The sequence below is a fragment of the Vibrio aquimaris genome (assembly GCF_009363415.1).
In the GTDB taxonomy this organism is placed as follows: Bacteria; Pseudomonadota; Gammaproteobacteria; order Enterobacterales; family Vibrionaceae; genus Vibrio; species Vibrio aquimaris.
This window is the reverse complement of sequence record NZ_CP045350.1, coordinates 1,959,294-1,982,991: the sequence shown is the minus strand read 5'-3', so window position 1 is coordinate 1,982,991 and position 23,698 is coordinate 1,959,294. Positions and strand designations below refer to the sequence as shown.

The following is a 23,698-nucleotide window of genomic DNA, read 5'->3' as shown; positions in this document are numbered from 1 at the left end:
TAGGTTGGTACCAAGCATTTGATAAGTGGGTTATGTTCAAAGACAGCAAAAATAAAGTTGAAACCATCATTAAAACTGGGGATGAGTCACAAGTATCACGCCTCGATGGCCCCCAGCGCTTAAAAGAGTGCAGCTTAATTGTGACAGTATTGGCTTCAATTTTGTTGTCAGTGGCACTATTAACATTTAGTCCAGCTGACCCATCTTGGTCGCAGACTGCATGGGGACAAGATATTCACAATGCGGGAGGTATTGTGGGGGCATGGATTGCTGATACCCTATTTTTTACTTTTGGTTCGTTAGCATACACAATCCCCATTATTGCCGCAGCCACCGCTTGGGTTGTCTTCAGTAAACGTGAAGAGAGCGAGCCGATTGATCTCTTGCTGTGGGGAACGCGATTGTTAGGTCTAACGGTTCTGGTTATGACCAGCTGTGGGCTTGCTGATATCAATTTTGATGATATTTGGTATTTTTCCTCGGGCGGCGTGGTAGGTGACGTGCTAACAAGCTTGTCGCTACCTATACTCAACATCCTTGGAACCACATTAGTATTCCTATTTCTATGGGGAGCGGGTTTTACCCTGCTCACAGGGATTTCATGGCTGACGATTGTTGACAGGCTCGGTGAGTGGACAATTTATTGTCTTACACTGGTAGCTAATAAAGTGCGCGGGGAAAAAGATGAGCTTATTCAACCTGAACTGACAGAACCAGAAGAAAATAATGCTTTACCTGCACAAGAGCCTGAACTTAACACTGACTCTGTTCTCGAAACAGAACAGCGGCAAGAAAGGCAATTTAATATCCATATACCTGATTCTGAGCCTGCTAAGTCAGAGTTTATTGAGATAGAAGCTGCACCTGATGTATTTGATAACGATATTAAGTCTATGTTCGAGCGGACTAAGCAACTTGATGCGACCATTGAAGAGCTAGATGCCGCCGCTCAACATGAGAATGATTATGCGCCTCAAGAAAGTCAGGATATTAGTAATAGTCAATCAGAGCATTATGATGTGGGTACTCAAGAACAATCACAAGTTGCGAAAGTAGAAAATGAGCAGCTTTCTGAACCGTTCAAAGATGACCTGCAAGATTATCCGACCATAGAATCCACAGAATTGGAACAGCTCGATATAGATGACAAATTAGAGATGATGGAGCCAAAGATCTCTACATTTGATGTTGCTGAAGAAGAAAACCTTGATGTATTGGAGGCCGAGCCACTTTCATTGAATCAAAATGTTGACGATGACTCTGCCGCTTTTCAAGGTATTGTCGCGGAAGCTCAAACTAAGGTTGCCGCTAAGCAAAATCCTTTCCTTGTTCAGCAAGAGGTGAACCTGCCAAAACCTGTAGAGCCTATGCCAACACTGGAGCTGCTTTATCATCCCGAAAAGCGTGAAAATTTTATAGATCGTCAAGCTTTAGAAAACATCGCGAGGCTTGTTGAATCTAAACTTGCGGATTACAAAATAAAAGCAGAGGTTGTGGGCATATTCCCAGGTCCAGTGATTACTCGATTCGAGCTAGATCTGGCGCCAGGTGTTAAAGTTAGTCGTATTTCAGGCCTATCGATGGATTTGGCACGTTCGCTATCTGCAATGGCGGTTCGTGTTGTAGAGGTTATTCCCGGCAAACCTTATGTTGGACTAGAGCTGCCGAATATGAGTCGTCAGACGGTTTATTTTTCTGATGTTATTGCCAGTACTCAGTTTGCTGACGCTAAATCTCCAACAACGGTTGTGTTGGGGCAAGATATTGCAGGTGAAGCTGTCGTGGCAGATTTAGCTAAAATGCCGCATGTGCTTGTTGCTGGTACAACAGGTTCAGGTAAATCGGTTGGCGTGAATGTCATGATTCTGAGTATGCTTTATAAAGCGACGCCAGAAGATGTACGTTTTATTATGATCGACCCTAAAATGCTCGAACTGTCGGTCTATGAAGGTATACCTCATCTGTTATCTGAAGTTGTCACCGATATGAAGGATGCTTCAAATGCACTTCGTTGGTGTGTTGGGGAGATGGAACGTCGCTACAAACTGATGTCGGCACTCGGGGTTCGAAATATCAAAGGTTTTAATGATAAGTTGAAGCTGGCAGCGGAAGCGGGTCATCCAATCCATGATCCTCTATGGCAGGATGGTGATAGCATGGACGAGCTTCCTCCGCTATTAGAGAAGCTTCCTTATATTGTTGTTATTGTCGATGAATTTGCCGACTTGATGATGGTAGTTGGCAAAAAAGTTGAAGAACTTATTGCTAGATTAGCTCAAAAAGCTCGTGCTGCCGGTATTCACTTGATTCTAGCGACACAGCGTCCCTCCGTTGATGTTATTACCGGTTTGATCAAAGCTAATATCCCGACGCGGGTTGCCTTTACTGTTTCTACTAAAACTGACTCACGGACCATCTTGGACCAAGGAGGAGCTGAATCCCTTCTCGGAATGGGCGACATGCTTTATTTACCACCAGGGTCCAGCCATACGGTACGAGTGCACGGTGCATTTGCATCTGATGACGATGTACATGCTGTGGTGAGTAACTGGAAAGCTAGAGGTAAACCGAATTACATCGATGAGATCACCCATGGAGATCAAGGCCCAGAAGCATTGTTACCGGGTGAGAAACCCGAAGGTGAAGAAGAAATGGATCCGTTATTTGACCAAGTGGTTGAGCACGTCGTTCAATCTCGCAGAGGCTCGGTATCTGGAGTTCAACGTCGGTTCAAGATAGGTTATAACCGAGCGGCTCGAATTGTGGAACAGTTAGAGTCTCACGGAATTGTTAGCGCGCCGGGGCATAATGGTAATCGTGAAGTTTTGGCTCCTGCGCCGGGAAGAGAAGTCAATTAGTTGGTGACGGATTTAGTTATGGCTTGGTAGAAAAAGCAAGACTTGTGAAACTCTTGCTTTTTCTTTTTCAAATCTGGGGGGCTATTTTTCTTTCACAAATTGAGCAATAGTGATTAATGCCAGAGCAACGAGATTACCTGCAAAGATAACCGCTAACCATTGTGGCATAGATAATCCCAAAAATTGCCACACGACTTCACTGCAATCACCATAGGCTTCAAATAGCCATGGCGCCCATTGATTAATTGGAGCCCAGTCAGGAAATGTCACGAAGAGATCGCAAGTTGCAAAAGGAGAAGGGTTAAACTGATAATCCACGTGTTCTAATGCCAACATTAGCCCCTTGTATGCACTCGCACCCCAAGCGATAAGCCCTAACCAGCGAACCCAAGTATTACTTGGCGCTATCAGGCCAATCAATGCAGCGCCGCCAACCGCAAACATTGCGACCCGTTCGTAAATACACATTACGCAAGGTGATAACAGCATAACATGTTGAAAAAAAAGGGCGCTGGCTTCAAAACAAATGACCGAGACTAACAGTAAAAGCCAAGCAAGACGAGTTTTAGAAGAGGTATTGAGGGTACGAAGGGTGTTCACAGATCTGTCCTGTTATAAAAAAGCTCCGACTAATCAGAGCTTTTTACCTCGTAAAAGTTTCACATTCAACTAAAACTTTTACACTCAGTGATTCAAACGCTACATGCAACCATACCGTTTTTAGTGACCACTTGGCATGATTTGAGTCGGGACTTCTGAATGCGGAATAATCCAGCCTAATTCGTAGAACCAAGCTGTCATAGGTTCTACAAAGAAAACGATTCCAGCAAGGCCAACCAGTGTTAACACTACAGTATAAGGCAACGCCATTATGACCATGCGTCCATATGAAAGTCTGATTAATGGCGCGAGTGCTGATGTCAGCAAAAATAGGAACGCGGCTTGGCCGTTTGGCGTTGCGACTGATGGAAGGTTTGTTCCTGTGTTAATGGCAACAGCAAGTAGATCAAACTGATCACGTGTGATAATACCCTCCACTAGAGCAGTCTTAACTTCGTTGATATAAACTGTGCCCACAAATACATTGTCTGAAACCATAGAGAGAAGACCATTGGCAATATAGAACAATGCTAATTGTGCTCCTTTATCTTCAACATGCAGCACCGTATCGATCACTGGTTTAAAAAGATGTTGGTCAATAATGACAGCGACAATGGAAAAGAACACTGCAAGAAGGGCAGTAAAAGGGAGCGCTTCTTCAAATGCTTTACCTAGAGAGTGTTCTTCGATAACACCAGTAAATGATGTAGCTAAAATAATAACAGACAAGCCTATCAAGCCAACCGCCGCTAGGTGAAATGCCAGGCCTAGAATTAGCCAGATGGCAATGATGCCTTGAATCCAAAGTTTGGCAACGTCTTGTTTTGTGCGATTTTTTCTCTCTTGGTTATCAAAATCGACCAATATTTTGCGTACGTTATCGGGTAACCGGCTACCGTATCCGCAGATTTTTAATTTTTCTACTAGGATGCTAGTCAAAAGGCCAAATACAAATACAGGCGCGGTAATAGGCAGCATGCGAATGATAAATTCACCAAACTGCCAGCTTGCTTGATCGGCTATGATTAAGTTTTGTGGCTCACCAACCATGGTCATCACGCCACCCAGAGCAGTTCCGACACCAGCATGCATTAGCAGTGAACGTAGAAAAGCTCGGTAGTTTTCTAAATCGTCTCGAGTTAACTCACATAGATGATCATCCTTGGTATGGTCATGAGAAGCACTGGAGCGTATGCCAGAGGCAACTTTGTGGTAGATAGCATAGAAGCCGACAGCGACACTAATCACAACGGCAATCACGGTTAATGCATCCAAAAATGCTGACAAAAATGCAGAAGCAAAGCAGAAAGCAACAGAAAGTAGGCTCTTAGATCGAATACCGAGTAAGATCTTGGTAAAAATAAATAGCAACAACTGCTTCATGAAGTAAATGCCAGCCACCATAAAGATCAGTAAAAGCAAAACTTCAATATTAGAGACCAGCTCATGCTTAACTTGTTCAGGACTCGTCATTCCAATCGCAATCGCTTCTATAGCGAGCAGCCCTCCAGGCTGGAGTGGATAGCACTTTAATGCCATAGCTAAGGTGAAAATGAATTCAGCTACCAGTAGCCATCCTGCTACAAAAGGGTCAAAAAAGAAAAAAACAATAGGGTTGATTAACAGGAATAAAATAATGGCAACTTTATACCAATCTGGTGCTTTGCCTAAGAAGTTCTTAATGAAAGCATTGCCGAGCGACATTGGCATGATATTGATACTCTTAAATGTTATGATGAATAGACACTTTGGGTGCTTATCACTCAGAGCCTGTAAAACATTGGTTCGTATTCGTCCCTAAAAAGGTAGGGTGTTGACAATATAAATGTTTCAACAGATATTACTCATCAGTTACTTAGCATGAAAATGATGGTTTCTATCATTTGATCCAGCTAAAGCTATTTCCCGAGAAAAACAAGCACTCCTTACTTTGGTCGCAACTCTACTCCTCACGTTAATTTAGTCAATAATAAACACGTTAATGATAAAAATCTTAGCGGACTTTTATCTAAAAACGGGATCCCAGTTACGTTAAAAAGGGCTAAGAGTTGTGAAAAAAAACAATTCATGTCAGCTATGCGACTAGAAGTCCAAATAATGCAGTCTTGATGGGTTACTCTGGCAAAATTATGCTTAATAGATTGTAACTATGATATCGAGGCTATAAGGATTAATTTTAAATAAATCAATGACTAATTATGTTTTTGTACAGAGTAAAATACCACTTAAGACATGTTGAAATAAACAAGTAAACTTATAATTGCATAATTAACATTAGATTTTTTGCTCTATACGTATTTTTACACTTTCTTTGCGATTGTCCTGTTTCCGATACACAAAAACTAGTGGTATGATGAGTGCTATTAGACCCTATAAATCAGAATATTGGACAGCTATATAAATGGTCATTAAGGCAAAGAGCCCAGCAGGCTTTGCAGAAAAATACATCATTGAGAGTATTTGGAAAGGGCGTTTCCCTCCGGGTTCTATTTTACCCGCTGAACGTGAGCTCTCCGAGCTGATTGGGGTGACTCGAACAACACTTCGGGAAGTGCTACAACGCCTTGCTCGCGATGGTTGGCTGACCATTCAGCATGGTAAGCCAACTAAAGTGAATCAATTTATGGAAACATCAGGGCTACATATCCTCGATACCTTGATGACTCTGGATGCGGATAATGCTACTTCCATCGTGGAAGACCTTCTTGCTGCACGGACTAACATTAGTCCTATCTTCATGCGTTATGCATTTAAAGCTAATAAAGAGAACTCCGAGCGTACGATAAGCAGTGTGATTGAGTCTTGTGAAAGCCTTCTCGCGTCTGAGTCTTGGGAAGATTTTATGGCTTCGTCACCCTATGCAGAGAAGATCCAACAATTTGTTAAAGATGATAGCGAGCGCGATGAAGCAAAACGTCATGCAACTCTCATCGCGAAAACATTTAACTTCTATGATTATATGCTTTTTCAACGTTTGGCATTCCACTCTGGCAATCAGATTTATGGTTTGATTTTTAATGGTTTGAAGAAGCTGTACGATCGCGTTGGCAGCTACTACTTCTCCAATCCAGAATCCAGAAGACTCGCATTGCAGTTTTATCGTGACCTCTTGGAGGTTTGTGAGACAGGTAACCGGGATCGCATCATTGTTGTTGTCCGACACTATGGTATGGAAAGTGCGCAGATTTGGAATGAGATGAAAAACTCACTACCTACCAATTTTACAGAAGATGATACTTGATAGTCTTCCCTGCTCAATTAAAAAATAGGCCGCAAAAGCGGCCTGTTTTTATCTAGCCAATATCCGAGTCATCATAGCCGCCGGCCTCTTTGTACCAAGAGGTTAAATGCGTTTTTAAGTCTTTGAGTTCTTCAGGCCCAATGAGAGCAAGCCCAAGATCTTCCGCTCTAGTGATGTCGTTGTATCGTAGAGGCCTAAAGCTGACTAGCATAGCACGCGCTTGTAATCCTCCCAGTAAGTCGCGCAGGGACTCGAGCTTGTACAAAGTATCATCACCATCGTCACGCATACCTTTGGTCTTACACTCGATGATGTGCAGTTTGTTGTTTGCGACAGAAGCAACATCCAACTCATTTCTTACTTCTCGGTCTCCGAGCTGACGATACACTTGAACATTGAGAGAATGATCTTGAATCGTTGGAATATCTTTTTGAATGTCTCGTACTGTCCGATGCACAAGAGTCTCCAACCACTCACCATTTGAGAATCGGCGAGCGTCTTCATTAGCAAAGGTAAGTACACCATCACAATAACTGGCAATGTGTGCTTCTACTAAATCACTAAGAAGCATATTCAGTTCGCGGTATCCTTGCTGTTTTTCTGACAACTCGACATTAAGTCTTTGCTCTTTTCTACAGGTTGTTGCGAGATAATTGAGTGTCGCAAGACCTGGGCCTAGTTCTAGGGCATTACTTGCCCATTTTTCTCCCAGCTCATAGAGTTTTTGATCAAGCTGTGCAGGCAATTCTTGCTGGTTGAACTCACCCCGAGCGCCGAACACTGTTAGGTAGTCATCTATTGTAATGCGGTCTTCAAGTTGCGTATCCTCTTTGCCATCTGGATAGAGCCAACATAACCTATCGGTATTTGGCTCAACGACGAAGATTGGCCAATGGAATGTACGAAAAATTTCATAAACTGATAGGAGCTGATGTCTTAGCCCGCAGCTAGCATTGAGTTTGACTTCTTCACCACGTGAACTTAGATCGTCGGCTAAGATACCCACAGCACGCTTAATCCTTGATGTATTGGCGACATTAGGGATCTCAAAAAACTCGGCTGTGATATTTCTTTTGGCAAGAACATGCTCAAGTCTTTGGTACATAGCTATCTGACTTTTCACGCCAATAAAAACAATGTGATTACTGATGGTACGGTTATCCAATAGAGGAGTTACCAAACGAATCGGGTCTTGGTCAATGATGCCAACATGGACTGCCATATAGTCTCCTTATGGTTGGCTTGTAAAAATGTGAAATAGATCTGAGCACAAGCCTTAGTAACGATATAAAGATGCTGAGTCTAAAAAACAAGAGCCCAAGGGGAAATTGACCGCTACAAATGGATAATTTGCATAGTTCTGACAAAATGAGTGGTTTAAATTCATGCAAGCAATTTGATAGTATGACTAGCGTGTTATATCGACACGAATGGGGTTCGAACTAAAACGCTTAGGCTTCTCATATGTACGAAAAGTATATGTTTCATATTCTAGGAATGTGGTTCTATCGATAACTATCACTTAGACAGAAGGTAGTGAACACCGTTTTTATTGTGATTTTTTTGCGTTTGGCGCATACTCCCTGACATTATTTCAAGCTAATTAAAAGTAATGGAGTGCTTCATGGCTGAAGAGACCATATTCAGTAAAATAATTCGTAAAGAGATACCTTCCGATGTGGTGTATCAAGATGATCTGGTGACTGCTTTTCGAGATATTAACCCTCGTGCACCGAGTCATATTCTGATCATTCCTAATAAGCTTATTCCAACTACCAACGATATCGAAGAGTCTGATGAACTTACTATGGGTAGAATGTTTACCGTAGCACGCAAATTGGCAAAGGAAGAGGGTATTGCTGAAGATGGCTATCGCCTAATTGTGAACTGTAATCCACATGGTGGTCAGGAAGTCTACCATATACATATGCACTTGTTAGGTGGAAGACCACTTGGCCCTATTTTGGTCAGTTAAATTTGGTATTAGGCAACAAATAATGGCAATCATGTAAACTTTTTATGATTGCCACTGTCGAAGCGACGATAACAAAAACTAATAACTCATTCGGAGCACCAAGTGCATAAACAGGTTCGAATCGCATTAGTGGTATTAGGCTCAACAGTTCTTACTGCCTGCGCTAATTTTTCAGCGGGCAATCTATTTAGCCACTATAGTGCGCAAAACAACGAGCTTTATCAGGCGGTTAAGCAAGGCCAGTATCAAGAAGCAGAACAAGCTTTACCTGAGCAAGTCGCTGGAGATATTTTGGACAATATGGAAAAAGGCCGTGTCTACCTGCTTAACCAACAATATAGCGAAAGTAAATCTGCGTTTGAGCTTAGTGATCAAGCTGTGAGAGCTCAGCAAGACAAAGCAACTATCTCCATTACAGAAACGGCAACTAGTGTTGGTTCACTCGCTGTTAACGATAACTTGGATATTTACCGGCCAGCAGATTATGAACTTGGCTTTTTACATTTATACCTTGGCTTAAATTACCTTAAAAATAACGATCTTGAGGGCGCGATTATTGAAATGCGTCGCGCAAATCAGGTTCAAGAACAAGCGAGAAAAGAAAGAGAAAAGGAACTAGAATCCGCTCAAAAAGATTTGCAATCCAAAGGTTTAACCCCAAACATTGGAAGCGTACTCTCTAATTATCCAGATGCAGGCAAAACACTCCAAGCGGTACAAAATGGCTATTTGCTTTATCTGTCTGCATTATTGTATGAGGCAGATAAAGCACTCAATGACTCTTATGTCGATTATCGACGAGCATTAGCTGTGATGCCTGATAACGCCGCCGTTATTGATGGTGCCAAGCGCGTCGCGAAACGATTAGGCATGAATGAAGACTTAGCCATGTTAGAAAAACGTTATGGTAAAGCGAGTTTCATTGAAAGTGACAAAGCAAGAGTCATCGTCATTGAAGAGCAAGGGGTTGTGGATGCCCTGCAGGGGTGGAAACAAACTCTTCCTTTGTTCGATAGCAGTGATAATCTAGTATTATATACTATCGCCTTGCCGCACTACGGGCGCCATGATAGCCAGTATTTTCCCGCCACTCAGTTGAATCAGACCAAGCTCAATAGTGACTTGATGACGGACGTCAATGCTATGGCTCAATATGATTTATCTGAGAGAATGCCAGCGATCATTATTCGCCAAGCACTTCGCGTTTGGGCGAAAGATGAATTGCGCAGAAATGCCACTAATGAAGACCAATTGGGTAGTGCATTAGTGAATATTTGGAATACCTTGACAGAGCAGCCTGACACCAGAAGTTGGTTAACTCTTCCAGGACAAATCAAAAGCAGTAGCATGACAGTCGAACCTGGTCAGCAAACGGTGACGGTAAATGAGCAAGATTACCAATTTGAGTTGAAAGCAGGTCGAACTGCTTTGGTTTGGGTCTCTCGGCAGGGAGGTAATGCCATTATATGGCATAAACAGTTAGGAAACATTAGATGAAAAAATGGCTTATTGCAGCGTTGGCTGGTTTTATCATAGTAGGGTGCTCAAGCAACACCGCGGGCTTGCGTATAGATGGAGCATCGCAAACCGTTTTATTTGGTGATAACGTGTTAGCTGGACGTCTACACATTGACGACATATCGACCGCTCAGGTTGATGGACGAGCGAGAGGCGTGGTGAGAGTCACTAGCCAATATAAAGGCGATCAGCACATTCAGTATCGCTTCTATTGGTACGATGATAGTGGGTTAGAGGTCAACACTAAGCTTGGCCCTTGGCGACAAACCGTTGTACGAGGAATGGAAACTATTTCTATCTCAGAAGTTTCAGTGAATCCGAATGGTACACAGTTCCGCATTCAGATTCGAGAAAGCGATAACTAAAGCCCAAGACTTCGGTATTCTACCTTTTAATCTACTTTCAAACTATTGAATGAAATTGAGGAACTAATAATGAAAAAAAGCGCTATAGCATTACTTGGTTTAGCTGTCTTACTAGGTGGCTGCTCTAATAAAGTTAGCTACGGTGACGCACAAGCTGTTGAAACCACAACGATTGATTTTGGTTCAACGGATTTGCAAAAGATTGCTGCAGAAATGGTTGATAGCATGATGATGTCTGGATCGGTTGCTGCTATAACCAATAACTCTCGCCCAATCGTTTTTGTTGAAAAAATTAAGAACAAAACGAGCGAGCATATCGATACTGAGTCTATCACTGATACTATCAGTACTAAAATGCTCAATTCGGGTAAATTCCGCTTTGTTGATATGGACAGAGTGGAAGCGGTTCGTGAACAACTTAACTTTCAAAATAATGATGAGTTAGTTAATCAGAGCACGGCGATCCAGTTTGGCCAGATGGTTGGCGCACAATATATGCTGTATGGAAACCTATCGAGCATAGCGAAAACCGGAGGCAGTGATAAAGATGTATACTATAAGATGACCATGCGTCTTATGGACTTAAAAACTGGTTTAATCGAATGGGCGGATGAAACAGAAATCCGTAAACAAGAGTCGAAAAGCTTCTTGGGGCTGTAATTCTATAGGAGTGATCAATGGCAATAATGGCCTGGCAGGAAGCCTGTCAGCTTGATACTTCACTGAGATCATTAGATCACTTCTTTTCGACTCCTCCGGAATATGCTCAGACGCTGACCGGAGGGCTGACAAATCGCTGCTGGAAAGTCAAAACTCACAGTAGCGATTGTTTTGTCTGGCGCCCCAGCACCCACATCACCAAAGCCTTGTCGATTTCTAGATTTCATGAACAACAAATTCTTTCTCTCATCAAAGATACTGGTATTGCTCCTAAGCCCGTTTATCTTAATGAATACGGTTTGTTGGTGGAATGGATTGAAGGAGAGCCACTTACGGATGACCTACCTTTTGACTCCTTATTGAAAACACTGGCCAAGATTCATAATTTTGATATTACCAAAGTGCCGACCGTCCCTTTTAACTATACTGCTCGGGTCGATCATTACTGGATGTTACTGCGTGAAGAGTTGCAGTTAGACCAGTACCGAGACCTGTATCAACAATGGCGTAACGTACCAAGTTTAGATAACACTATCCACTCGCTTTGTCATTTTGATCTTGCCGGTTATAACATGGTTAAACACTCTGAAGGACATAAGGTGATTGACTGGGAATACGCCTGTGTGTCTGATCCTCGACTCGATCTAGCGATAACGATAGGTGTGACAAATGAGAAACCACTAGAGTCGGTTTATCGATACTGTCAGTTTAGAGGTATCGAAAGTGTTGATGACTGGGTTAATGGGGTTATGGCTTGGAAACCAAGGGCTGAGGTGATGGCGATGTTGTGGTATCTGTTAGCTTATCAGTTAAAGGGGCAAGAAAGGTATTTAACTGAAGCGCAAACGCTCGGTGATTTGCTGGTTTCACAATCTGACCAAGCTTAACTTCTCGATGTATTTTAGATTGAAGTCTCCTTATAACCTTATTTTTTGTGTTAGATTTGTTGAGTGAACAGAGGATCTTAGAATGATTATATACTTACACGGTTTTGACTCTACCAGCCCCGGCAACCACGAAAAAGTCTTGCAACTACAATTTATTGATCAAGATGTTCGTTTTGTTAACTACAGTACATTACATCCAAAACATGATATGCAGCATCTTCTCAAGGAAGTACACAAGGCTATTGAACAATCAGAAGATAGAAATAAGACTATCATTTGTGGTGTTGGTCTAGGAGGTTACTGGTCCGAGCGTATTGGATTTCTATGTGGGATTAAGCAGGTGATCTTTAATCCTAACCTTCATCCAGAACTCACTATGCAAGGGCGTATCGACAGACCTGAAGAGTACCATGATATTGCGACTAAGTGCGTGCAAGAATTTCGTACTAAGAACAAAAACCAGTGCTTAGTTATTTTGTCAGAAAACGATGAAGTACATGATAACCTGAAAACGTCAGCAGAGCTTGAAAGCTATTACGATATTATTTGGGACGCTACTCAGAGCCATAAATTTAAAAAAATTTCTCAGCATTCAAAGGCAATAGAGAAATTTCGATAAGATAATATTTGCTCTAATCTAAGGTATTGACCGGATAGCGGGTGGTCAAGTGTTACTATATAAATCTCTTCAAGATAGTAATATAAAACATACCTTGGAGGTAGCAATGATAGAAAGAATTGACTCCTTTGAATCGCTTTCTGTAAGTGATATTCCATCTGATTTGTCTCTGCCAAAAGATTATACTTTTCATCCGGATTACACTAGTGGTACCCAAGACTGGCAGCATCTTTCTGCGGACTTTCAATCTCAAGCTGCTAGAGGGCTTAATGCTGCTCTAACATACATATCTCAATCATCTAACCCTAATAAAGTAAGTGGCATGTTCGCCAATGCATTATCACTCATAAAAGATCACCAAATGGCTTTAAACCGAAACTGCACCTATTGCAGTAAAGCGGTGGATAGAAACTTAGATGCTTTGGCTCGAGAAGACTTTAACCACTACTTTGTTGCAACTGAAACGGCTCAAGGTTCGATTAGTATGGATGTAGAAAATGTAAAGTCACAAACACTAGAAAAAGATCAGCCTCTAACCATACTATTAAGTGAATTAGTCGCTGAAGGAGAACGAGCAATTATTACTGTGCCAGTAAAAGATAAAGGCTATTCTCATGCAATGAATTTTATCCATCACTCAAATGGTTGCGCAGTTATCGATGGTCAACTTAATAAGGTTTACAACTTTAATAATGACGATGATCGTGAAAAGTTTGATTCAAAGTATGGGGCTGGGGTAGATACCAAGCCAGCAATCGTTAGTGTTTGGAACACTGGTCCATCTCCTACATCGAAAGATGAAGAATTTGAAGTAGTTAATGTAAGTGATATAGAGTATAAAGGTTGGCAACTAGTCTAGAGCTTAACTTATATAAATTAAACTGACACATAGAATAGATATTTCGTGTGTCAGTGTTAAATACTTAGATACAAAGGTTTTTATCTACGTCGTCTTCGTCTAGCCACTTCCATGGTAGAATAAAATGCATGAATGATACCAGGAATGAAAAAGAATAGGGTGAGTACAAAACTAATAAAAAAATCTTTTCCTAGCCCTCGATTGCACACAACGGCAACAGGTGGCAACAACAAGCATAAAATGATAAGTAAAAATTTATTCATAAAAAATCCTAAAAGTATTTTAATTTCAATAATTTAACGAGTAGTAATTCTCTTATTAACCGCTTGTTCTGTCAATGGACAGAACAATTACAAACTATGCTAATTATGCTAATTATGCTATTAATTATATTTTATCTTGAAGTTTTCCCCTAATTTCAGTATTGAAATTTCCCGCTCAGATAGTATAGGCCCTATTATGTCTTTTATTTTAAATAACAATCGTTAAATTTTTTCAATCAGTAATTTATATTATTTGTTAATGGTTTTTGAAAAGTACCATATAAATATACAAAGTTTTAAATTTTAAATGGTATATAGAAGTAAGGTTTAAAATAAACTTATCATGCGTATTCGTTAGCCAGTCAGCCCAAGTTAAGTCACAATTGGTAGTGATTTTTCATGATCTAAAATGATACTTTTGTAATTAAATTAGGAGCGACGCAACCAGTTCTCATAGTTAGGTATACCCACATATGTTAAACTCTATAGGCTCCCCAGCACCTTCAGATACAGTTCAGTTCGAAACCTCTTCAAGTGAATCCAAAACAGCACCAGAACACACTCAAGCCAACACTGAGCATTTGGCTAGAAAGCAAATTCACACAAACTCTTGCGGTGCGTGTTCACTGTTGGTGGCAGCAAAGGAACTTGGAGTCGAAGACATGCCAGGCATTCCTAACATGAAAACTACTATCACGGATGAGAAACTTAGTTTAAGTAATACATGTGAAGAAGATATCTACATGATTACCAGTGGCTCGACGTCATACCGAACTCAGCAGAAGGAGTTGAGTAAAGCTGGTTATTCTATGCCACAAGGCATAGTGACGGCATCCCGTTTACTTGGCTTAGATGCCAGAGTTACCAAAAATGGTTCGATATTCACCTCAACCCTGTCCTATTTTTATCCTCAAGTGGAGCAAGAATGTCGCGGAATGAACGCTGAGGTGCAAAAGGAAACGCCTGAGGACGCAGGAGCTTATCGTATGAGGGCGGTTGCAGTTTCCTTAGTAGGTGTTCCTGCTGGACTGCATTGGGTTGTCATGAGGCCTGATGGCAGCTATATGGATCCAGGAACAGGGATGAATGCTGCTAATTTTGATGAACTAAATGCCAATGCAAAAAAAACGAGTCGAGTTATTGGATATTATGATACTGGTATTTCTGTTGTTCTCGATAACTCTGAACTGAAGAAAAGAAAAACTAATGATCCAGATAAAAATGATGCGGTAGATACCGAGTCTAGTAAAAAATATCAAAGACGAGACAAGGATGATGATGACACGGGTTCGGCTCCAAGTGGTCGTGGGGCGAATGAACCATCACATCAGAGCAGCTCTGCATCGGGAGGACACAAGGCGTTCGAAGGAAGCTCTGATCAAGGAAATAAATCAACTCAAGGAAGCTCCAAAGCTGAAGGTGCAGATCAGTGTTCGGCTTCCCATGATGAACAAATGCAAGGGCCTGCTTCGTTTCACGACTTAGAAGCACTTAAAAGTGACTCAATACCAAATACATTGCACAACTTGCAGTATTTTGAGGAAAAGCTTGAGTCAGAGAGCCCACTTTCACCTAAAGAAAGCCGCGCTATGATAGACACTGCGCACTATGCCTTGTTTTTACCTGACAAAGATGAGTATTACCATAGTAAAGAAACACCTGCGGCAAAAGAAATAAGAAACAGTGGGTTGAGTCTTCTGTGCCAAGCTCTGGATAAGGGTCATAGAAGCGAGGTTATTTCACTATTAAATGGCCCTAGAGGGAATAACTCTCGCTTTGAGGTTCTAGTAGACAGAATGTATTCCGACTACCGCGACAGGAAAGAAAGTACCATGCCCGCTTTTATGCAGGATATCGTGCAGCTGGCCTCTAGTGGAAATCCTAAATTAAACCTTCTTGGCCTCTAGTGGAAATCCTAAATTAAACCTTCTTGGCAGCAGCGGAAAAGCCAAACACGGTGCACTAGCAACAATCTACCGACACTCTCCAAGCCGTGTGTCTAACTCAATATTACTCTTGGTACCAATTCAGGACAAAAAGCAGCTTTTGCAGTCTATCGGCAGCCCATCATTGATGAGTCGCTTACTTGGTGAAGGCGCGGATTTGAAGAAAAAAATTGAGGGTGATTTAGCAAGAAAGCCTCCAAAGACGACAAAGCCAGTCTCGTCTCCCACACCTTATGCCCTTACTCAAAGTAAGGTGGAAGGCATGATACAAAAAGAAGATAAAAGGTTGACGGCTTGGCGTGAAGAAAAAGCAAAAAAAGAGAATACGAAACAGGTTCAAATTGAAGCACTGAAAAGTCACGGTCTGTCTCAATCTAAGGCTGAACGTGTGGTAAACGGCATAAGTGAGTTATCAGCGGATGCGCAAACCGACGCTTTACGCAAGGCAGTGAAAAGCCATGTTAAAGAGCAAGAACAAAAAGCTGCTCTAGATGCACGTGTCAAGCAGCAGGACCTTGAATATTCAATGAGGCGAAAAGCGCAATATGCAGAGGCTGAGCGTCAAGCCTCAATAAGAATTGCCGAACAAGAGCAGCGCCAAGCAATCGCAACGCAAACTCGCCTTCGTGAGATTGAAGCGGTGCAAGCACAGCGTTCACTTGAAATGGTTCAACAATATGAGTTTAGGCAAGCCCAGAAAAAGGCTTTGCAGCAAAATACGAACGCCAGTGCACAGAGTGTAAACCACAGAAGCAGTGTCGAAAGAGGGTTTTCCGGCAATCGTCTTAGCTTCAATCAAACTCGATCGATTGCTCAAGATGCAACCAGAGCAATTGGTACTGAAGTGGGCAGCACGCTATCGCAGCATTTGTCCGCTCAGCAATTAGCTCGAGTGTCTTCTAATGGTGTTGCCAATATTGTCCCACAGCTGCGAGATACGGTTCGTTTCTCTGAGGCTAGAGGATATGACGCTTCAGGAAAGTTACTGGTAGAAGGCAGGCTCCCTCATGGAAGTTTTGCTCAGCTAAGTAATACCAACCATCTTCTTATGGAAGAAACGCGAGGTGTGGCAAAACCAGGTTCAAGTCAAGTTCTCAAGTCAGGGAGCTTTCCTGGCCAAATGACGGTTCACGAAAGTGGTTTGAGTATCCTTCCACCAAGGAATACTGGAGATCGAGTGCAGCTTGATATAGTGAGAGGTGGTGTGAGAGACAATGCAGTTTACCCAGCTCAAAGTATTCACTTTAGCCGTGAAGTCAAAGCACTAAGCCAGCTTATAGGGTTTTAAGCTCATAATCTGGAGCCGAAAAAGCAAACATCACATGATCTTGGTGATGTTTGCTTCGAGCGTATCATACTTGGGAGTGCTTTAGTATATCTCGCAACATAATCATGACTTGAAGTACTATGACTAAAGTAAAGGGAAGCGCTCCTGCTATGGCTATTTGTTTGTTAAGCTCAACATCATTGTCATAAAGTAGTGACGCCGAGAGCAAGACTAGAATGATTGCCCATATCAGCTTGGCTCTATTACTATCAGTATTGGTTAGCATAGAGCAAACAAACAATGCCGAGTCAGCGCTTGTGATGATAAAAGTCACCAATAAGATTAAGGCTGCGATTGAAAATATTTGACTCAAGGGCAGATGCTCAAAGAAAACAAATAAACCCTGAGTGTAGTCTTTGCTTACAGAGCCTATGACCTGTGAGCTAAAATCACTGTCAAGACTAGCGCCTCCAAAAGTACTAAACCAAATAATGGAAGCTAGGGTTGGAATAAGCACGACACAGGCTAAGAACTGCCGAATGGTTCTACCTCTACTGATCCTTGCGATAAAAGGCCCAACGAAAGGAGCCCATGCAATCCACCATACTAGATACGTGATAGTCCAACCTAGGCTCCAGCTGTGAGACTGAGGCTCGATGGAAAAAGAGACTTTTGGTAAAAGCTGGATATAAGCGAGCGATGATGAAGTGATTCGAATTAGAGTTTGTATCGGGTCGATAAGGACGAATACTGCAATAACCATAGCAAGCATAATTACTGTATTGAAAAGGCTTAGCCGCTTAATGCCTTTTTGCAGTCCTAATAAGGATGATGCGGTAAACAAGATTGCAATGGCGATAAGCAAGCTATATCGAAAAGAGAATGAATCTATGGACCTTGAAAACGTTTGCTCTAAGCCGGTTTGAATCAGTGCAATAGCGTTAGCAAACGTGCCAGCAACACCAAATATTATCGCAATGACAGCCATCCAATCGACGACAGAGTACCAACCTCGTTTTGATTTAGAAGTAAATGTCGATGATATGTGTAAGGTGCGCTTTCTATTGTAACTAAACCACGCGATAGCAAGTGCTGTGATGGCATAAATCGCCCATGCATGTATCCCCCAATGGAAATAAGTAATTGCCAAGGCTGTGTCGGTATTATCTCCTAAGTTTTGTGCAAATACAGGCAAGTTAGCGGCATGAAAAGAGGGCTCAGCAATTCCCCAAAAGATAAGACCAGAGCCCATCCCAGCGGTAAACAACATTGCGAGCCAACTTGATGTGCTAAATTCAGGTATGCTTAATTCCCCACCCAAACGTATTTTGCCTACTGGGCTTATACTGAGTCCGACAACGAGCAACACCATAAAGCTTGAGATAAGTAGCAGATCAAGGCCAAATTGGTTAATCGCTGATTGAGTTAGATGAGCGAGATAGCTAATGGTGACCTGTGGAAAGGAGACAAAAACAAACATAAGTACACAGATAACAATAATACTCACAGCTGAGCTATCTAGTCTAACACTTTGCGTGCGTACTGATGTTTTTAAAACGCTCATCTCATACTCCATGGTTTCTGGTTTTTTGTGATCACAGTTAGGCGATCGACAGGGTCTGTAAAACTACCTTAATTTGGTCCCTCATGTCTAACGGTTCTCCGATATCGAAATAGAATCAGCGTGTATAGCATGACTCAGCTTTAATTGATGGGGACAATTGAGTGATAGAGCACACTAGGCAAGGAGAGTGCGGTTTAACTTTTGTTTTGAGTTTACCTTGGGGATTGAGAAGTTAAATTTCTGTCAATAACTTTATGTAAATAATAAGTTAATCAATATGTCATTTCTTAGGCCTAAATTCTTGGTTCGAAATACAGAATACGTTTTCGTTAAACTAGACAGGACTAACAATGATTAATTGTAATCGACGTACATTCATTAAAAAAACAGCGGCAATTAGTGCTGCTTCAGTCGCTTCCTCACCAAATGTTTTTGCAAGCATTGATAGGGCGCTTTCTATCCCAGCGAGTCGAAAGCATGGTTCAATTAAAGATGTAGAACATGTTGTCATTCTAATGCAGGAAAACCGCTCATTCGACCATTACTTTGGAACAATGCCTGGCGTTCGTGGTTTTGCGGATCGGTTCCCCTTAGTGCAAACAAATGGTGATTATGTATGGAATCAACATAACAAAAATCCAGACAATGACGATACATACAAGAAAACGCTACTCCCTTGGTACTTCAGTACTGATAAAGACATGGGCTATGAATATTTTGCGGGAACCCCTCATTATTACGACAATGCACAATATGCGTATAATCATGGCAAAATGAACCAATGGTTACCCCATAAAACGGATCGCACCATGGGGTATTTTACTGAGAATGAAGTCTCGTTTCAGTTTGCGCTTGCTAAGGCATTTACACTCTGTGATGCTTATTATTGTTCAACACAAACTGGCACTAACCCAAATAGAGTGATGCACTGGACTGGTACGATAGACCCACACCAAAAAAAACATGGTCCAGCCATTACCAATAGCCATGATAGCTGGGGTGATGTCGCTGATGGTTACGATTGGAAAACGTACCCCGAAAGGCTTGAAAAAGCGGGGGTTTCATGGCGAGTACTTCAGAATCGTAATAATAATTTTGGCGATAACCCACTGGTTGGGTTTACAAGCTTTATAAAGGCAAACAACGAGAATCAGAGTGATCCTATCTTCCAAAAAGGAATTGGTGAAGATTACGATAAAGAAAAGCGCTCAATTGATCTGTTTGAAGAACTCTATGCCGAAGGCTTACCAAAAGTGACTTGGATAATTACAGAGCAAGAATTTTCCGAACATCCATCGGGCTCGACTCCAACCAAAGGAGCGGCGTACACTTCAGCAGTATTAGATATATTGACGTCCGATCCGGAAGTATGGTCAAAAACGGTACTTATCATTAATTTCGACGAGAATGATGGTTTGTTTGACCATATGCCTCCTCCTTCCGTACCCCATAAGACTCCAAATGGCATGGTTTATGGTAAGTCCAACGTAAGCACTAATAACGAGTATTACTATGATGTTGACTATCGAAAGTATAACAGCGGTATCGCTCTATCCCGAGATGTGAGTGATTTCGTAAACAATGCCTCACATGGGCTTGGACCTCGCGTACCTTGTTATCTTGTATCTCCATGGAGTGTTGGTGGAAACATCAACTCTCAGGTTTTCGACCATACTTCGGTCTTACAGTTTCTAGAGAAAGTAACGGGTGTGGAAGAAACCAACATATCAGAGTGGAGGAGGAGTGTATGTGGTGACATGACGAGTTGTTTCGATTTTTCCCACCGCGAAGGTGATTACAGCGAGCCAGAACAAGTGTCCTTTGAGGAGGCGGAGAAAAAATATCAAGCTGCTCTTGATGCCCAAAAAGAACATGCTGGCCAATCAGGATATACCGAAGATGGTAAACGGAAAAAACCTCAGATGAACCTTGTTGGGTTGCCAGTAGTTAACCCAAATGGTTCTCGGCCATCATGCCAATTACCCTATGAGCCGAAAGTCGACATAAGGTTTACCAAAAGTGCGGTTGGGCTAGAGTGCCATAACTTAGGGAAGCAAGGTATTGTCTATCAAACGTATAACTACCTTGCTAAAAATGAGCCAGAACAAAATGAATTTCTTGCACCGGAAGATAGTCCTTACGACATGACAATGCCGCGTCAATATACGGTAGGGGGTAAAGGCAGCAATTTGCTTGAACCGACAGTTTCGGACAAATGGAAAATAGGGGAACATACAGATTTTGACCTCATGACTTATGGTCCCAACGGTTTTATTCGTCGTGTAAAAGGGAATTCGGCTGACCATAAAGAGATGCCACATATCAGCATTGAACATAAACAAAAGCGATCAGGAAAGAAGGATCCTCATTTATCGATAAAGATTGAAAATCGCTCCAAACAAGATCAAGAGATTACTATTTCTGATAATGTCTATGGTAAAAAGCCGCAGACATTTATAGTTAAATCAAGCAAAGTAGAACACATTCGCTATAAAGCGAAAAAGCACAATTGGTATGATATTTTGATCACCTCGAGTACAAGTAGTAACTTTTCTCTCCAAGCGGCTGGTCGCATCGAAGTTGATCATGAGCATAATTTTAAAGCTTGTACTGATCCCGAACTGGGCAACTTTAGCCAAGAGCCTGAGCTAATAGCTTTGCAAAATCAGTAAAACCCATACTAAGGCCTTGTATAGTTTATACTGTGTAAGGCCTACTTTTAAAAGAGTGCTTTAAGCTCATCAGTTCGCTGCTGACTCATGTCGATGTAACAGTCCATCGCGTCATTTTGCCCACCAGAACCGCTCTCTTTGTGATAGAAAAAATTGCATTTTGCGTCACGATACTTAATCCATAAATTTTGCATATGTTTTAAATCTTCATGCCTAAAGGTTTGGATTCGCTTAATTGCCGATTGGTACTCTTGGTTTAAGAGAACGTCTTCCCTTTGTAACTCGGCACTCTGGCAGCGAGTGTAATCCAATCTTGCTAGGGCTTTTTGAGAGCAGGAAATATACTCAGCGCTTCTTTGTGTTTTGGCAGGCTCTTTTGAGCCTTGTGTTTCAGTGCTGAGTTCGGTACGGCTTGGCTCGACAGCTTGGGTGCTTTGTGCACATCCACCAAGCCAAAAAGAGGACAAAATGAGCAGTGTTTTTAGCGTGTATGGTCTCATCATGGAGTGAACTCAAGGTTTGTGACGTCTAACTATACTAAATAATCGAATAGCAAAAAACCATGAATGTAGAGGTGAAATCAGCGATGATATTTGTCTCTGAGCAAAGGTAAACGGTAAGTGAAACTTTTATAGGTCAATCAATGAAATTTCACGCCCCTTAAGACAATCTTTAGTTGCGCGGCCTATCCTGCCCTATATAATGACTTCTATCATAAGGATGTTGATAAAAATCAAAAAATGAGAGCAAGTCAAAACTTGCCCAAGCAAGACTAAAATCTTGAAAGCCTTTCGAAGGCGAAACATTATTTGAATAACGTGGCTTACTTGATAAATAAAACCTCTACACGCCTTGATTGCCGTAAGACTCAATCTAATTAGAGCAGGCTGGCGAGAAATTAAGCAAATTTTATCGAGGCGAGATATCGGCTCGACACCTATTTTTATTTTTCTAGAGGATAGTTGCTGTGACTCGAATTATCGTAGTGGGCGGCGGTGCAGGTGGTTTAGAGCTTGTTACCAAACTTGGCCGGACCTTAGGCCGTAAAGGGCGTGCGAAAGTGACGCTAGTGGATCGTAAAGCCAGTCATTTGTGGAAACCTTTGTTGCATGAAGTAGCAACAGGATCGCTCGATGAAGGGGTCGATGCACTGAGTTATCGTGCTCATGCTAAAAATCATCACTTCGATTTCCAAATGGGCAGTCTCAAAGACATCGATAGAGCGCGAAAGGTGATCACCCTTAGCGAACTTAAAGATGAACATGATGAGTTGTTAATGCCAGGTCGTGAATTAGAGTACGACATTCTGATTATGGCGCTGGGCTCTACCTCTAACGACTTCAATACTCCAGGTGTACGTGAGCATTGCATTTTTCTCGATAGTACAGACCAAGCATCCAAATTCAGAACGGAAATGAACAATGAGTTCTTGAAGCTGCATGCTAAGCATGGTCATGGTTCGGTTGATATTGCCATTGTAGGCGCGGGTGCAACTGGAGTCGAGCTATCCGCTGAACTTCATAATGCGGTAAAAGAGCTTCGAACTTATGGTTTTGGGGACTTAGATTCAAGCAAATTAAACGTCAACTTAATTGAAGCTGGCGAGCGCATTCTACCTGCGCTGCCAACTCGTATTTCGTCGGCAGCGCATCAAGAATTAACTAAGCTTGGCGTCAATGTCCGCACCACAACTATGGTTACCGAAGCCTGCCCTGATGGACTGATGACCAAAGAGGGTGAAAAAATCCCTGCACAAATCATGGTCTGGGCAGCAGGAATTAAGGCGCCAGATTTTGTTAAAAATATCGCTGGCCTTGAAACTAACCGTATCAACCAACTGATTGTCAAAGAGACTCTGCAAACGACCTTAGATGACGATGTTTTTGTTATCGGAGACTTGGCCCAATGCACTCAGGCCGATGGCTCTTTCGTGCCACCAAGAGCACAAGCCGCCCATCAGATGGCGAGTAGAGCATTTTCCAATATCGTTGCCAAGCTTAATGGTCGCGAACTCAAGCCCTATGTCTATAAAGACAAAGGCTCTTTGGTGTCTTTAAGTAAGTTTTCTACAGTCGGCAGCTTGATGGGGAATCTGACCAAAGGATCAATGATGATTGAAGGTCGAATCGCTAGAGTGGTATATATCTCCCTGTATCGCTTGCACCAAATGGCCCTGCATGGCGTATTCAAAACTGCGTTAATTATTCTTATGGGTAGGATTAACCGAGTATTACGCCCAAATCTAAAGCTTCACTAAGAAGCGCCTGCTGATACGCGAACACACTAGTATTGCAGGGAAAGACTTAATGGCGGTATACCTTTGGTATGCCGCTTTTTTTAAAAGACTCAATAAGTGGGAGGCCACAAGCGGTATGACCTCTACCTCAATGAAAAGCTGCTGTAT

The 23,698-nt window shown here is 42.0% G+C and carries 19 protein-coding genes; 13 read left to right on the top strand and 6 right to left on the bottom strand.

All coding sequences use genetic code 11. The features are described from left to right. Window positions 1-32: 32 nt before the first annotated feature. Window positions 33-2,858: a DNA translocase FtsK gene (locus FIV01_RS09210; RefSeq protein WP_152430740.1), complete on the top strand. Its 2,826-nt coding sequence runs from the start codon at window positions 33-35 to the stop codon at window positions 2,856-2,858. Between the two features lie 81 nt (window positions 2,859-2,939). Here the strand turns inward: FIV01_RS09210 and dsbB are convergent, their stop codons facing one another. Continuing rightward, window positions 2,940-3,458 (bottom strand): disulfide bond formation protein DsbB, encoded by a 519-nt coding sequence (dsbB, locus tag FIV01_RS09205; protein WP_152430739.1) that lies wholly within the window; start codon window positions 3,456-3,458, stop codon window positions 2,940-2,942. A 120-nt stretch (window positions 3,459-3,578) separates the two neighbouring features. After that, window positions 3,579-5,168, bottom strand: a complete 1,590-nt coding sequence (nhaB, locus tag FIV01_RS09200) for a Na(+)/H(+) antiporter NhaB (RefSeq protein ID WP_152430738.1) — start codon at window positions 5,166-5,168, stop codon at window positions 3,579-3,581. Window positions 5,169-5,859: 691 nt separating this feature from the next. On the opposite strand from nhaB, the gene fadR reads away from it, so the two are divergent. After that, the gene (fadR, locus tag FIV01_RS09195) at window positions 5,860-6,699 is read left to right on the top strand and encodes a fatty acid metabolism transcriptional regulator FadR (protein WP_152430737.1); all 840 of its coding nucleotides are present in this window, start codon (window positions 5,860-5,862) and stop codon (window positions 6,697-6,699) included. A 52-nt stretch (window positions 6,700-6,751) separates the two neighbouring features. On the opposite strand, the gene FIV01_RS09190 is transcribed toward fadR, so the two are convergent. Next, entirely contained in the window at window positions 6,752-7,921 is a 1,170-nt protein-coding gene (locus FIV01_RS09190; RefSeq protein WP_152430736.1) for a DUF1887 family protein, read from the bottom strand. 402 nt (window positions 7,922-8,323) lie between these two features. On the opposite strand from FIV01_RS09190, the gene hinT reads away from it, so the two are divergent. The 7 genes from hinT to FIV01_RS09155 all read left to right on the top strand — a co-directional run bounded on the left by hinT (window position 8,324) and on the right by FIV01_RS09155 (window position 13,582). Continuing rightward, window positions 8,324-8,674 carry a purine nucleoside phosphoramidase gene (gene hinT, locus FIV01_RS09185; RefSeq protein WP_114784444.1) on the top strand — a complete coding sequence of 117 codons (351 nt, stop codon included), beginning with the start codon at window positions 8,324-8,326 and terminating at the stop codon, window positions 8,672-8,674. Between the two features lie 102 nt (window positions 8,675-8,776). Beyond that, a complete protein-coding gene (locus tag FIV01_RS09180; protein ID WP_152430735.1) occupies window positions 8,777-10,171 on the top strand; it encodes a COG3014 family protein in 1,395 nt (464 codons plus the stop codon). Then, the gene (locus FIV01_RS09175) at window positions 10,168-10,557 is read left to right on the top strand and encodes a YcfL family putative periplasmic lipoprotein (protein ID WP_152430734.1); all 390 of its coding nucleotides are present in this window, start codon (window positions 10,168-10,170) and stop codon (window positions 10,555-10,557) included. The genes FIV01_RS09180 and FIV01_RS09175 overlap by 4 nt, the downstream gene beginning before the upstream one ends. Window positions 10,558-10,626: 69 nt before the next feature. Further along, a complete protein-coding gene (lpoB, locus tag FIV01_RS09170; protein WP_114784451.1) occupies window positions 10,627-11,217 on the top strand; it encodes a penicillin-binding protein activator LpoB in 591 nt (196 codons plus the stop codon). Between the two features lie 17 nt (window positions 11,218-11,234). Further along, window positions 11,235-12,104 carry a phosphotransferase gene (locus tag FIV01_RS09165; protein WP_152430733.1) on the top strand — a complete coding sequence of 290 codons (870 nt, stop codon included), beginning with the start codon at window positions 11,235-11,237 and terminating at the stop codon, window positions 12,102-12,104. Window positions 12,105-12,186: 82 nt separating this feature from the next. Continuing rightward, on the top strand, window positions 12,187-12,723 hold the full coding sequence (ycfP, locus tag FIV01_RS09160; protein ID WP_152430732.1) for an alpha/beta hydrolase YcfP: 537 nt from the start codon (window positions 12,187-12,189) through the stop codon (window positions 12,721-12,723). Window positions 12,724-12,829: 106 nt separating this feature from the next. Continuing rightward, entirely contained in the window at window positions 12,830-13,582 is a 753-nt protein-coding gene (locus FIV01_RS09155; RefSeq protein ID WP_152430731.1) for a hypothetical protein, read from the top strand. Window positions 13,583-13,662: 80 nt separating this feature from the next. Here the strand turns inward: FIV01_RS09155 and FIV01_RS09150 are convergent, their stop codons facing one another. Then, window positions 13,663-13,845 (bottom strand): YqaE/Pmp3 family membrane protein, encoded by a 183-nt coding sequence (locus FIV01_RS09150; protein WP_152430730.1) that lies wholly within the window; start codon window positions 13,843-13,845, stop codon window positions 13,663-13,665. 473 nt (window positions 13,846-14,318) lie between these two features. Between FIV01_RS09150 and FIV01_RS09145 the strand changes: the two genes are divergently transcribed. Next, complete coding sequence (locus tag FIV01_RS09145; RefSeq protein ID WP_152430729.1) at window positions 14,319-15,752, top strand: T3SS effector IpaJ family cysteine protease; 1,434 nt, start codon at window positions 14,319-14,321, stop codon at window positions 15,750-15,752. Then, entirely contained in the window at window positions 15,742-17,079 is a 1,338-nt protein-coding gene (locus tag FIV01_RS09140) for a hypothetical protein (RefSeq protein ID WP_152430728.1), read from the top strand. The genes FIV01_RS09145 and FIV01_RS09140 overlap by 11 nt, the downstream gene beginning before the upstream one ends. Before the next feature lie 64 nt (window positions 17,080-17,143). Here the strand turns inward: FIV01_RS09140 and FIV01_RS09135 are convergent, their stop codons facing one another. Further along, complete coding sequence (locus FIV01_RS09135; protein ID WP_152430727.1) at window positions 17,144-18,622, bottom strand: BCCT family transporter; 1,479 nt, start codon at window positions 18,620-18,622, stop codon at window positions 17,144-17,146. A gap of 350 nt (window positions 18,623-18,972) precedes the next feature. On the opposite strand from FIV01_RS09135, the gene FIV01_RS09130 reads away from it, so the two are divergent. Then, window positions 18,973-21,294, top strand: coding sequence for a phosphocholine-specific phospholipase C (locus FIV01_RS09130; RefSeq protein ID WP_152430726.1), 2,322 nt, complete (start codon window positions 18,973-18,975; stop codon window positions 21,292-21,294). A 47-nt stretch (window positions 21,295-21,341) separates the two neighbouring features. Here FIV01_RS09130 and FIV01_RS09125 read toward each other — a convergent pair whose 3' ends face one another. Continuing rightward, entirely contained in the window at window positions 21,342-21,797 is a 456-nt protein-coding gene (locus FIV01_RS09125) for a lysozyme inhibitor LprI family protein (RefSeq protein ID WP_152430725.1), read from the bottom strand. Between the two features lie 464 nt (window positions 21,798-22,261). Here FIV01_RS09125 and FIV01_RS09120 point away from each other — a divergent pair, with 464 nt between their 5' ends. Continuing rightward, window positions 22,262-23,551 (top strand): NAD(P)/FAD-dependent oxidoreductase, encoded by a 1,290-nt coding sequence (locus FIV01_RS09120; protein ID WP_152430724.1) that lies wholly within the window; start codon window positions 22,262-22,264, stop codon window positions 23,549-23,551. Window positions 23,552-23,698 lie beyond the last annotated feature (147 nt).

Excerpts from the sequence above, each read along its gene's own strand:
- FIV01_RS09210 (WP_152430740.1), top strand. The coding sequence starts at position 33 with ATGTTCAAAGACAGCAAAAATAAAGTTGAAACCATCATTAAAACTGGG.
- nhaB (WP_152430738.1), bottom strand. The coding sequence starts at position 5,168 with ATGCCAATGTCGCTCGGCAATGCTTTCATTAAGAACTTCTTAGGCAAA.
- fadR (WP_152430737.1), top strand. The coding sequence starts at position 5,860 with ATGGTCATTAAGGCAAAGAGCCCAGCAGGCTTTGCAGAAAAATACATC.
- FIV01_RS09190 (WP_152430736.1), bottom strand. The coding sequence starts at position 7,921 with ATGGCAGTCCATGTTGGCATCATTGACCAAGACCCGATTCGTTTGGTA.
- hinT (WP_114784444.1), top strand. The coding sequence starts at position 8,324 with ATGGCTGAAGAGACCATATTCAGTAAAATAATTCGTAAAGAGATACCT.
- FIV01_RS09175 (WP_152430734.1), top strand. The coding sequence starts at position 10,168 with ATGAAAAAATGGCTTATTGCAGCGTTGGCTGGTTTTATCATAGTAGGG.
- lpoB (WP_114784451.1), top strand. The coding sequence starts at position 10,627 with ATGAAAAAAAGCGCTATAGCATTACTTGGTTTAGCTGTCTTACTAGGT.
- FIV01_RS09165 (WP_152430733.1), top strand. The coding sequence starts at position 11,235 with ATGGCAATAATGGCCTGGCAGGAAGCCTGTCAGCTTGATACTTCACTG.
- ycfP (WP_152430732.1), top strand. The coding sequence starts at position 12,187 with ATGATTATATACTTACACGGTTTTGACTCTACCAGCCCCGGCAACCAC.
- FIV01_RS09155 (WP_152430731.1), top strand. The coding sequence starts at position 12,830 with ATGATAGAAAGAATTGACTCCTTTGAATCGCTTTCTGTAAGTGATATT.
- FIV01_RS09150 (WP_152430730.1), bottom strand. The coding sequence starts at position 13,845 with ATGAATAAATTTTTACTTATCATTTTATGCTTGTTGTTGCCACCTGTT.
- FIV01_RS09145 (WP_152430729.1), top strand. The coding sequence starts at position 14,319 with ATGTTAAACTCTATAGGCTCCCCAGCACCTTCAGATACAGTTCAGTTC.
- FIV01_RS09135 (WP_152430727.1), bottom strand. The coding sequence starts at position 18,622 with ATGAGCGTTTTAAAAACATCAGTACGCACGCAAAGTGTTAGACTAGAT.
- FIV01_RS09130 (WP_152430726.1), top strand. The coding sequence starts at position 18,973 with ATGATTAATTGTAATCGACGTACATTCATTAAAAAAACAGCGGCAATT.
- FIV01_RS09125 (WP_152430725.1), bottom strand. The coding sequence starts at position 21,797 with ATGATGAGACCATACACGCTAAAAACACTGCTCATTTTGTCCTCTTTT.